An 11,130-nucleotide genomic window follows, 5' to 3' on the forward strand; every position below is an offset into this window, starting at 1 on the left:
CATCGCGCAAGCGGGAAGGTGGGAAAACATGGCGAAGGGGCGCGGCGGCCTGATTGCGGCACTCGACATCGGCACCACCAAAGTGGTGTGCTTCATCGCCGAGGGTGACGGCCATGGCCGCTGGCGCGTCCGCGGCATCGGCCATCAGGCGGCGCGCGGCCTGCGCGCCGGGATGATCGTTGACATGGTCCAGGCCGAGGCCTCGATCCTGGCGGCGGTCCATGCGGCCGAACAGATGGCGGGTGAAACCATCGAGCGGGTGGTGGTGGCGCTGCCCTCGACCGTGATGTCCAGCCATCTGATCGATCTGGAGGTCGAAATCGCCGGCCATGCGGTGGCCGATGCCGATATCCGCCGGATCTATGCCGAAGGCCGGCGCATGTTCCTGGGCGACGACCGGGCCGTGATGCATGCCCTGCCGGTCGATCATTCGATCGACGATGCCGGAGGGATCCGCGATCCGCGCGGCATGTATGGCGAGCGGCTGGGGGTGAGCATGCATGTCGTGACCGCCCAGTCGAGCCCGTGGCGCAATCTGGAGCTGTGCATCGCCCGCTGCCATCTGGAGATCGAGGCGGTGGTCGCCTCGCCCTTCGCCGCCGGCCTCGCCTGCCTGGTGGAGGACGAGCGCAATATGGGCACCACCGTGGTCGACATGGGCGGCGGCACCACCACCATGGCGGTGTTCTTCAACGGCAGCCTGATCCATGTCGACGGTTTCGGCGTCGGCGGGCTGCACGTCACCCGCGACATCGCCCAGGTGCTGGAGACGCCGCTGGTCCATGCCGAGCGGATGAAGACGCTGTACGGATCGGCGATCGCGACCCCGTCGGATGCCCGCGAACTGATCGAGCTGCCGCGGGTGGGTGAACCCGACGGCGTGCAGAACGTCCCGCGCTCGCTGCTGGTGAACATCGTCCGCCCCCGGGTGGAGGAGACGCTGGAGCTGATCCGCGAGCGCCTTGAGAAGAGCGGCCTTGCCGAGGTGGGTGCCAAGCGCGTGGTGCTGACCGGTGGGGCGTCGCAGCTTCAGGGGCTGCGCGAACTGGCGGGCCGGGTGCTGGGCCGTCAGGTCCGGCTGGGCCGGCCGATCGCGGCCTCGGGAGAGCTGGAACAGTCCGGCGGCGCCGGCTTCTCGGTCGTCACCGGCCTCATCGCCCATGCCGTGGCGGATTGGGGCGAGGTGGGCGAGCGCGATGCCGGGCCCGATGCTGGCCGCGGCACCTTCGGCCGGCTGGGCCGCTGGCTGAAGTCGAATTTCTGAAGACCCGAAGTTTCCCGCTCCCGTGTCGGCGATCGCGGCGGGGGCGGATCCAAGTCCGAGCGACCAGGAGGCAACACGTCATGTCCCTTAATCTCAGCATCCCCGACAGCATGCAGCTGACCCCGCGGATCACCGTGGTCGGTGTGGGCGGCGCCGGCGGCAACGCCGTCAACAACATGATCAACGCACAGCTGGAAGGCGTGGAGTTCATCGTCTGCAACACCGATGCGCAGGCGCTGAACCAGAGCCAGGCCGAACGCCGCATCCAGCTTGGCCAGATGATCACCCACGGCCTGGGCGCGGGTGCGCGTCCCGAGGTCGGCCGCGCCGCCGCCCAGGAGACGATGGAGGAAATCTCCGAATATCTGGACGGCAGCCACATGGTGTTCGTCACCGCCGGCATGGGCGGCGGCACCGGCACCGGTGCGGCACCGGTCATCGCCCAGATCGCGCGTGAGAAGGGCATCCTGACCGTCGGCGTGGTCACCAAGCCCTTCCACTTCGAGGGCACCCGCCGCATGCGGCTGGCCGATTCGGGCATCGACGAGCTGCAGAAGTATGTCGACACCCTGATCGTGATCCCGAACCAGAACCTGTTCCGGGTCGCCAACGAGCGCACGACCTTCGCCGACGCCTTCAAGATGGCCGACGACGTGCTTTATGCCGGCGTGCGCGGCGTGACCGACCTGATGGTCATGCCCGGCCTGATCAACCTGGACTTCGCCGACATCCGGACCGTGATGAGCGAGATGGGCAAGGCGATGATGGGCACCGGCGAGGCCGGTGGCGACAACCGCGCGATCGAGGCCGCCGAGGCCGCGATCTCGAACCCGCTGCTCGACGACGTGTCGATGAAGGGTGCGCGCGGCGTGCTGATCAACATCACCGGCGGCGGCGACATGACCCTGTACGAGGTCGACGAGGCCGCCAACCGCATCCGCGAGGAAGTCGATCCCGAGGCGCACATCATCTTCGGTTCGACCTTCGATCCCAGCCTGGAAGGCACGGTGCGCGTGTCGGTGGTCGCCACCGGCATCGACGCCGAAGAGGTCGCCCGCCAGCGCGCCCGTCGCGAGCAGGAGGCGGAAGCCGCCGCCCGCGGCCAGTCGCAGGCCCGCAACGAGAACCAGCAGGCGGCCGCCATGCAGCAGGCGCCGCAGATGGCGGCGTCGGGCGGTACCCGCCGGACCGTGGTCGAGAGCCCGGCGCCGGTGGTCACCACCGCCCGCAGCGAGGGTGGCCGCAGCGCCCAGCCGCAGATGCCCCGCGGCGAGGTCGAGGACGGCAGCTTCATCGCGCCCGAGCCGGTGCGTGCGCCCGAGCGTCAGCCCACCCGCATCGAAGCGGCCGAAGAGCCGCTGGCGCTGGAGCCGGCACCGCGCGCGGTGGAGCAGCAGCCCGCGCGGGCGGTGGTCGATGACCGCCCGGCGACCGAGGCGGCGCCGCGCAAGTTCTCGTTCCTGCAGCGCATGACCGGCGCCCATCGCCGCGAGAGCGAGGCGACCGCCCGTCCGGCGGCGGAAGAGCCGCGGCGTGCGCCGCGCCTCGACCATGTCGATGGCGGTGCCACCTCGCGTCAGCAGCCGGCCGACGAGGAGAACGACCTGCTGGAAATTCCGGCCTTCCTGCGCCGTCAGGCGAACTGACGGCTGCGGCGACGCCGCGGAACACCCAGGGGACCCCGGGGCTGCACGCGCTCAATCATGCGTGCAGCCGGTCCCTCCGACATGAACGCACCACCCCCGGCCCCGCCCCCGGCAGCCTCCGCCGGCGGGGCGGGTGGTTGCGAACGCTCTTGCGCGTCCGGTCGCTCGGCATCGCGCAGGCGGGCGCCGGCTCGTGCCCTTGCGGCACGGGCCGGCGTTTTCATGCAGGGGCCGCTTTCATGCAGGGCCGGCGCTTTCATGCAGGGGTGTTGTTACAATCGGTAACAAAGAGTGATTTGAGCCTGTACGCCGGGCTTGCTACCTGTTCACTGACGGATCGCACCCGATCCGGACGTGACCGCAACGGAGCAAAACCCGTGTACCTGAACGACATCCGCGACAGCGCCGATTTCCTCCGCACCACCGCGCCGCAGGGCGTGGTGCGCCAGCGGACGCTGGCCGTGCCGATGCGGTGCAGCGGCGTGGGCCTTCACAGTGGTGCGCCGGTGGAAATGGTGCTGCGCCCGGCCGCCGCAGATACCGGCATCATCTTTCGCCGCACCGATATGGGCGGCGTGGTGGTGCCTGCCCGCCACGACACGATCGTGAACACCCGGCTGTGCAGCATGCTGGGCGTGCCCGCCACCGGCGATCAGCCGGCGGCGACGGTGTCGACGGTGGAGCATCTGATGGCGGCGCTGGCCGCCATGGGCATCGACAATCTGATCATCGACATCGACGGCCCGGAAGTGCCGGTGATGGACGGCAGCTCGCGTCCCTTCATTCAGGTGATCGAGCGGGCCGGCATGATCGAGCAGCCGGCTGCCCGGCGCTTCATCGAGGTGCTGAAGCCGGTGGAGCTGGTGCAGGGCAATTCGGTGGTGCGCCTGCTGCCGGCCGATCGCTGGACCCTGGACGTCATCATCGATTTCGCCAACCCGGTGATCGGGCGCGAGCGGATCGTGATCGACCTCACCGCCCGGGGCTTCTCGTCGGAGCTGGCGGCGGCCCGCACCTTCGGCTTCGCCCACGAGGTGGAGCAGATGCGCGCAGCCGGTCTCGGCCGCGGCGGCTCGCTCGACAATGCGGTGGTGGTCGAAGGCGATCGGGTGCTGAACCCTGAAGGCCTGCGCTACGCCGACGAATTCGTGCGCCACAAGGCGCTGGACGCCGTGGGCGACCTCTACCTTGCCGGTGCGCCCCTGCTGGCGCGGTTCGAAGGCATGGCTCCGGGCCATGGCGTGAACAACGCCCTGCTGCATGCGCTTTTTGCCGACCCGACCGCCTGGCGCTACACCAGCTGCCACGAGGTCGACACCGCCCGCGCGGTGGAGGCCGCCTGAGGCAGGGCAGCCCCAAGGCCGCAGCAGCAGCCGGAACGACCAAAGGCCCGCATCGTATTTCACGATGCGGGCCTTTGGCGTCAGATCGGGTGTATGCAGCCGGCGGACCGGCGCTCAATGCTTCCGGTCGTCGTCCAGCAGATCGGCCACGTCCAGATCGTCGGAGGCTTCGCCCCGATGACCATTCCCCTCGGCCAGGGCCTTTATCAGACGGATGATGGCCGTCCGCAGGGTCTGATCGGTGATGTCGGTGAAATACCGGACGAGTTCAATGGTCGAGCGGTTCTTGCCGCCATGTTCCTTGGGCGCGTCCGGATCGATGCTGTCGGCTATCTCCTCCAGACCGTCGAAGAAGAAGGCGACCGGTACTCCGAGTTTGGTCGAGATTTCGTAAAGGCGGCCCGCACTCACACGATTGAGTCCGGTTTCGTATTTCTGCACCTGCTGGTACGAAATATCGAGAGCCGCCGCCAGGTGTTCCTGGGTCATGCCAAGCAGCGTCCGCCGCAGGCGGATCCGCTCCCCGACGAAATTATCGACACGTCTAGCCAGTTCCCCCATAGCGCAGGCGTCTCTATGCATGTTTTTGTTGCTCATATTTGCGGTCTCATGAACAACTTTGTCAAACAGAACTTCGAGTAATCATTCTCCGCAGGCTAAGAGACATAGCGGGCACCAAAACAATCGTTTATGGCTTTTTCGCTAGAAACTGCCTTAATCTGATAACACCGTCGGTTGCCCTGGAAATGCGAAGGGCCCTGCCTGTCCTCATCCTTTGTGGTGATTTGCAAAACGCAGCAGTGTAATGGGGAGGTGGAGGCCCGGCGTAAGGGAATATATCGAAACGTCCAGAGGTTATCATCGAGTGTTCTCGGATATCCTTGGTGTGGTGAAGGAAGGGTAAACTCTTCAGCCGGCGCCTTTTCTGGGCATGTGAACATGGCGTTTCTTCTGAGTTCTGCTGCCCGACTGGAAATGACGGTTTCATGTCGCCGCTTGCGCGAAAGAGGGGCGGTCCGGGACTTGAAACCACCCGCCGCCGCCCGCGGCAGCGCGGTGCCGCCTGGGGGTGTACATTGCCGGAAGGCATTGACGTCGCGCCTGTTGCACCATCGTCATGCGACGACCGTTCACACCATCGTTCCCGTCCACGGATCGCGCGCGGGCTCAACAGGGGGGCCGGACGCGGTGCGGGACCCCGTGCATGAGGCCGATCCCTCACATGTCATCCGTCTGCGACCGCCGGCCACAAGGATATGCAGCAGGGGCGCCACGGCTCTGTTCGTGCGGATCAGGAGTGATATAGTAGCGGCCGCCCGGCCACGGCCGGCAAAGACGTGACATGACACCGAGCAGCATGACGGGGAACGGATGGCGAAGGCAGTCGCAACGGAACGGGCGATCGCGATGCGGACGGTGACAGCCGTGACCCGGACCTACAGGATCCTGCGGGCCGGCCTTCTGGCGGCGTGCGTGGCGGCGCTTGCCGCATGCTCGAGCGACGATGACGACCGTCCCGCCTATGTCGAGCGGCCGGTGGAGCAGATCTACGCCCAGGCGGCGAACGAACTGGATCAGGGCGAGTATCGCAAGGCCGCCCAGAGCTTCGACGAGGTCGAACGCCAGCACCCCTATTCGACCTGGGCCACCGAGGCGCAGCTGATGGCGGCCTATTCCTATTATCAGGCCAATCAGTACGAGGATGCGATCGCCACCGCGCAGCGCTTCATCGACCTGCATCCCGGCAATCCCAATGTCGCCTATGCCTATTATCTGGTCGGGCTCTGCCATTACGAGCGGATCTCGGATGTCGGTCGCGACCAGGAGATGACCCGCAAGTCGCTGGAGGCCTTCCAGGAGGTGGTGCGCCGCTTCCCCGACAGCGCCTATGCCCCCGACGCCCGGCTGAAGATCGACCTTGCCCGCGACCACCTGGCCGGCAAGGAGATGGAGATCGGCCGCTACTATCTGACCCGCGGCCTGTATATCGCGGCGATCAACCGCTTCCGCACGGTGATCGAGCGTTATCAGACCACCACCCATGTGCCCGAGGCCCTGCACCGCCTGGTCGAGGCCTATCTGTCGCTGGGCATCGAGCGCGAGGCCCAGACGGCCGCTGCGGTGCTGGGCTACAACTATCCCGGCAGCGACTGGTACGAAGACAGCTATGCCCTGCTCACCGGCCGCAATCTTCAGCCGGTGGAAGACAAGGGCTCTTGGATCAGCCGGGCCTTCAGATCGGTCTTCTGATCCGGCACCCGCCCGCCTTTTCGTTCCGCCACCCACCCGACCCGCTGTTTCCTTCGCAATCGTCACGGAAGACCGGATGCTCGCCAGTCTCTCGATCCGCGACGTGGTTCTGATCGACCGGCTCGATCTCGACCTCGGCCCCGGCCTTGCCGTCCTCACCGGCGAGACCGGTGCCGGCAAGTCGATCCTGCTCGACGCGCTGGGTCTGGCGCTGGGGGCGCGGGGCGACAGCGGGCTGGTGCGCGCCGGTGCCGCCCAGGCCTCGGTCACCGCCGTGTTCGAGGTGGCGGAGGATCATCCGGCGCTGGCCATGCTGGCCGAGCAGGAGATACCGGCCGTGCTGCCGCTGATCCTGCGGCGCACCGTCACCCCCGATGGGCGCAGCCGCGCCTGGGTGAACGACCGGGCGGTCGGCGTGGGTCTGCTGCGCCAGCTGGGCGAGGTTCTGGTCGAAATCCACGGCCAGCACGATCAGCACGGCCTGCTGGACCCGCGCACCCATCGCGAGGTGCTGGACCAGTTCGGCGGCCACGAGGCGCTGAAGGCCCAGGTGGCGCGCCGCTTCCGCGAGATGCAGGCCGCCGACGCCGCCCGCGACCGCGCCGAAGCCGAGGCCGAGGCCGTGCGGCGCGAAGAGGATCATCTCCGCACCAGCCTCGCCGATCTCGACAAGCTGAAGCCGCAGCCGGGGGAGGAGGAGGATCTGGTCCACCGCCGCCAGCGGTTGCAGAATGCCGATCGGATCGTGGCAGCGCTGAACGCGGCGCTGGATGCGCTGAACGGCGAGCCGACGCTCGAGGTACGGCTGCTGGACGCCGATCGCGCCCTGCAGCGCCTGCCCGATGCCGAAACCGACGAGCGGGTCCGCCAGCTGCGGGCCGGGCTGGAGCGCGCCTCGATCGAGATCGGCGAAGGGGTGGCCGGGGTCGAGCGGCTGCTTGCCGACCTCGATCTGGGCGAGGACAGCCTGGAGGTGGTGGAGGACCGGCTCTATGCTCTGCGGGCGGCCGCCCGCCGCCATCAGGTGACGACCGAAGACCTGCCCGAGCTTGCCCGGAAGCTGCGCGCCCGGCTGGAGCTGATCGATGGCGGCGGCACGGTTGCGGCGAAACTGACCGCCGCTGCCGCTGAGGCGCGCGCGGTTTATCGCAAGGCGGCCGAGGGGTTGAGCCGGGCCCGCAAGGCGGCAGCGGACGAACTGATCAAGGCGATCGCCGCCGAACTCGGGCCGCTGCGCATGGGCCGGGTGGAGATCGCGGTTGCTTTCGATCCGCTGCCGGAAGACGCCTGGGGTCCGGAGGGCATCGAGCGCTGCCAGTTCATGGTCCGCACCAATCCGGGCGCGCCGGCGGGCCCGCTTGCCCGGGTGGCATCCGGCGGCGAGCTGTCGCGGCTGATGCTGGCGCTGAAGGTGGTTCTGGCCCGCACCGCCAGCGCCGGCACCCTGGTCTTCGACGAGGTCGACAGCGGCATCGGCGGTGCGGTCGCCGATGCGGTGGGCGAGCGGCTGCAGCGCCTGGGCGGCCATGCCCAGGTTCTGGTCGTCACCCACAACCCGCAGGTCGCGGCACGTGGTGACTTGCATCTGCGGGTTGCAAAGCGGGTCGAAGGCGAGACCACGCTCACCGAGGTGCGGGCCCTGACCGCGGCCGAGCGGCGCGAAGAGGTCGCCCGCATGTTGTCCGGCGCCGAACTCACCGCCGAGGCGCGGGCCGCCGCCGACCGGCTGATGAGCCTGGCCGTGCGCAGCTGAGCGGCGGACCGCCGGGCTTGCCCCCGGCGCCGGCTCGTCGTACATCTCGCGCCCCCATCCTTCGCTACCGCGTCCTTGAGGGAGCCTTCCGGCCATGACCGACCGCAACGAGCCCGTGATGCAGCCCACGCTCGAAGAGGCGCGTCAGAACCACAAGGTCCTGGTCCAGCGCATCCGCTTTCACGATCAGCGCTATTACAAGGACGCGGCGCCCGAGATCAGCGATGCCGATTACGACCGGCTGCGCGCCGATTTGATCAGGCTGGAGACGCTTTACCCGGAACTCCAGACGGCGGACAGCCCGACCCGCACGGTGGGCGCGGCCCCGGCGGAGGGCTTCGCCAAGGTCCGCCATGCCCGTCCGATGCTCTCCCTTGCCAATGCCTTCGAGGACGAGGATGTGGTCGAGTTCCTGGCCCGGGCGCGCAAGGGCCTGAATCTCAGGGAAGACGACCAGCTTGCGGTGGTGGCGGAGCCCAAGATCGACGGGCTGTCGGCCAGCCTGCGCTACGAGAACCGCCGGCTGGTGGTGGCGGCGACCCGCGGTGACGGCACCGAGGGCGAGGATGTCACCCGCAACATGCTGACCATCGACGATGTGCCCGACACCCTGCCGGACGACGCGCCCGATCTGGTGGAGGTGCGGGGCGAGGTCTATATGGGCAAGGCCGATTTCGCGGCCCTGAACGAGCGCCGGGCCGAGGCGGGCGAGGCGCTGTTCGCCAACCCGCGCAACGCCGCCGCCGGATCGCTGCGCCAGCTGGACCCCGAGATCACCCGCAAGCGGCCGCTGAAATTCTTCGCCTATGCCTGGGGCGAGGTCTCGGCGCCGCTGGCCGCAACCCAGTGGGGGGCGCTCGACCGGCTTGAGCAGTTCGGCTTCACCGTCAACCCGCTGCGCCGGCTGTGCCGGGGGGCGGACGAGCTGCTGGAGCGCTATCGCGAGATCGGCGACGGGCGCCATGCGCTCGATTACGACATCGACGGCGTGGTCTACAAGATCGACCGGCTGGACTGGCAGGCGCTGCTGGGCCAGGTGGCACGGGCGCCGCGCTGGGCGATCGCGCATAAATTCCCGGCGGAACAGGCGAAGACCCGCCTGCTGGGCATCGAGATCCAGGTCGGTCGCACGGGGGCGCTCACCCCCGTCGCGCATCTGGAGCCGGTGACGGTGGGCGGCGTGGTCGTCTCGCGCGCAACCCTGCACAACGAGGACGAGATCGCGCGCAAGGACATCCGGATCGGCGATCTGGTGGTGGTGCAGCGTGCCGGCGACGTCATCCCGCAGGTGGTCGAGGTGGTGGTCGCCGAACGGCCGAACGACACCCGGCCCTTCGAGGCGCCGACCATCTGCCCCGCCTGCGGTTCGCATGCGGTGCGCGAGCCGGGAGAGGCGGTGCGGCGCTGCACCGGCGGGCTGATCTGCCCGGCCCAGGCGGTGGAGCGGCTGAAGCACTTCGTCTCCCGCGATGCCACCGATATCGAGGGGCTGGGCCGCAAGGAGGTCGAAGCCTTCTTCGAGGACGGGCTGATCCGCAGCCCGGTCGACATCTACACCCTGCCGCAGCGCCAGGAAACCGGCGAGATCGACCTCACGAAGCGGGCCGGCTGGGGCCGCAAATCGGTCGACAACCTGCTGGCGGCGATCGAGGCACGGCGCCGGCTGCCGCTCGACCGCTTCATCTTCGCCCTGGGCATCCGCCATGTCGGACAGAACACGGCGAAGCTGCTGGCGCGCAACTACCTCACCTTCGATGCCTGGCGCGCCGGGCTCGAAGCCGCTGCCGACCCGGAAAGCCCGGCCCGGGCCGATCTGGACGCCATCGCCGGCATCGGCCCGGTGGTCGCCGAGGCGCTGACCGATTTCATGGCCGAGGCGCATAACCGCGAGGTGCTGGAGGCGCTGATCGCCGAGGTGGAGGTGATCGAGGCCGACATACCGGCGCAGGTCTCGGGCAGCCTGTCGGGCAAGACCCTGGTCTTCACCGGCAAGCTCGAAAAGCTGACCCGCGAGTCCGCCAAGCGCCGGGCCGAGCAGCACGGCGCCACGGTGGCAAGCTCGGTCTCGTCGGCCACCAGCATCCTGGTTGCCGGGGCGGCGGCGGGCTCCAAGCTCACCAAGGCGCGCGAGAAGGGCATCGAGGTCTGGACCGAGGACGAGTTCCTTGAGGCGACCGGCGGGGCGGCGGAGAACGGCGAAGGCTGACGGGGCCGCCGGAAACGGGCATACTCCTGCGGATCAAACGTTCGTTTCAAAGGTCCGCAGGAAGAGACCCGCAGCAAGGTAGCCCGATCCCATGTCCGCAGACATCGCCGCCACCCCGCCCGTTAAAGATCTCCATTTCGAGGATTTCGCCGCCGGGCAGGTCTTCCGCACGCCCGCGCGCAGCGTCACCGAAGACGAGATCATCGCCTTCGCCAGCCAGTTCGACAACCAGCCCTTCCATGTCGATCGCGAAGCGGCTGCCGCCAGCATCTATGGCGGGATCATCGCCAGCGGCTTCCATACCCTCGCGCTCGGCTTCAGGCTGGTGCTGGAGGCGCAGATCGTCTCGACCGCGTCGATGGGCTCGCCCGGCCTCGACGAGGTCCGCTGGCTGAAGCCGATGCGTCCCGGCGATACCATCCGTCTGGAGCTGGAGGTGACCGAGGTGATCCCCAGCCGGTCGAAGCCGGACCGCGGTATCGTCAAACTGCTCTACAAGACCTTCAACCAGAATGACGAGGTGATCTGCACCATGCGCAGCATGTGGATGCTCCGTCGGCGGGTGGTGGTGGCATGAGATACCGTCACGCTGAGCAAGCGCTTTTTTCAGTCGGCGAGCTTTGGCACGAAGGGTTTTCGAGCCTTGGCGACGGCGTAGACGGCGACGA

The 11,130-nt window shown here is 68.2% G+C and carries 8 protein-coding genes; 7 read left to right on the forward strand and 1 reads right to left on the reverse strand.

Going from position 1 to position 11,130, the window contains the following annotated elements; genetic code table 11:
* The first annotated feature begins 28 nt into the window (after window positions 1–28).
* From ftsA to lpxC, 3 genes are all read left to right on the forward strand, one after another.
* Complete coding sequence (ftsA, locus tag CMO28_RS19410) at window positions 29–1,264, forward strand: cell division protein FtsA (protein ID WP_014747835.1); 1,236 nt, start codon at window positions 29–31, stop codon at window positions 1,262–1,264.
* An 80-nt stretch (window positions 1,265–1,344) separates the two neighbouring features.
* On the forward strand, window positions 1,345–2,910 hold the full coding sequence (ftsZ, locus tag CMO28_RS19415; RefSeq protein WP_062762405.1) for a cell division protein FtsZ: 1,566 nt from the start codon (window positions 1,345–1,347) through the stop codon (window positions 2,908–2,910).
* A 377-nt stretch (window positions 2,911–3,287) separates the two neighbouring features.
* Window positions 3,288–4,253, forward strand: a complete 966-nt coding sequence (gene lpxC / locus CMO28_RS19420; RefSeq protein ID WP_296715941.1) for a UDP-3-O-acyl-N-acetylglucosamine deacetylase — start codon at window positions 3,288–3,290, stop codon at window positions 4,251–4,253.
* Between the two features lie 114 nt (window positions 4,254–4,367).
* Here lpxC and CMO28_RS19425 read toward each other — a convergent pair whose 3' ends face one another.
* On the reverse strand, window positions 4,368–4,850 hold the full coding sequence (locus CMO28_RS19425; RefSeq protein ID WP_231889329.1) for a helix-turn-helix domain-containing protein: 483 nt from the start codon (window positions 4,848–4,850) through the stop codon (window positions 4,368–4,370).
* Window positions 4,851–5,624: 774 nt separating this feature from the next.
* Here CMO28_RS19425 and CMO28_RS19430 point away from each other — a divergent pair.
* From CMO28_RS19430 to CMO28_RS19445, 4 genes are all read left to right on the forward strand, one after another.
* Window positions 5,625–6,503, forward strand: coding sequence for an outer membrane protein assembly factor BamD (locus CMO28_RS19430; RefSeq protein ID WP_296715942.1), 879 nt, complete (start codon window positions 5,625–5,627; stop codon window positions 6,501–6,503).
* 76 nt (window positions 6,504–6,579) lie between these two features.
* Window positions 6,580–8,256 (forward strand): DNA repair protein RecN, encoded by a 1,677-nt coding sequence (gene recN / locus CMO28_RS19435; protein WP_296715943.1) that lies wholly within the window; start codon window positions 6,580–6,582, stop codon window positions 8,254–8,256.
* A 94-nt stretch (window positions 8,257–8,350) separates the two neighbouring features.
* Complete coding sequence (ligA, locus tag CMO28_RS19440) at window positions 8,351–10,462, forward strand: NAD-dependent DNA ligase LigA (protein WP_296715944.1); 2,112 nt, start codon at window positions 8,351–8,353, stop codon at window positions 10,460–10,462.
* 91 nt (window positions 10,463–10,553) lie between these two features.
* A complete protein-coding gene (locus CMO28_RS19445) occupies window positions 10,554–11,039 on the forward strand; it encodes a MaoC family dehydratase (protein WP_296715945.1) in 486 nt (161 codons plus the stop codon).
* Window positions 11,040–11,130 lie beyond the last annotated feature (91 nt).

Source organism: Tistrella sp., assembly GCF_002684955.1.
In the GTDB taxonomy this organism is placed as follows: Bacteria; Pseudomonadota; Alphaproteobacteria; order Tistrellales; family Tistrellaceae; genus Tistrella; species Tistrella mobilis.

Coding starts and splice junctions, on each gene's coding strand:
- ftsA (WP_014747835.1), top strand. CDS start 29: ATGGCGAAGGGGCGCGGCGGCCTGATTGCGGCACTCGACATCGGCACC.
- CMO28_RS19430 (WP_296715942.1), top strand. CDS start 5,625: ATGGCGAAGGCAGTCGCAACGGAACGGGCGATCGCGATGCGGACGGTG.
- CMO28_RS19445 (WP_296715945.1), top strand. CDS start 10,554: ATGTCCGCAGACATCGCCGCCACCCCGCCCGTTAAAGATCTCCATTTC.
- recN (WP_296715943.1), top strand. CDS start 6,580: ATGCTCGCCAGTCTCTCGATCCGCGACGTGGTTCTGATCGACCGGCTC.
- ligA (WP_296715944.1), top strand. CDS start 8,351: ATGACCGACCGCAACGAGCCCGTGATGCAGCCCACGCTCGAAGAGGCG.
- CMO28_RS19425 (WP_231889329.1), bottom strand. CDS start 4,850: ATGAGCAACAAAAACATGCATAGAGACGCCTGCGCTATGGGGGAACTG.
- ftsZ (WP_062762405.1), top strand. CDS start 1,345: ATGTCCCTTAATCTCAGCATCCCCGACAGCATGCAGCTGACCCCGCGG.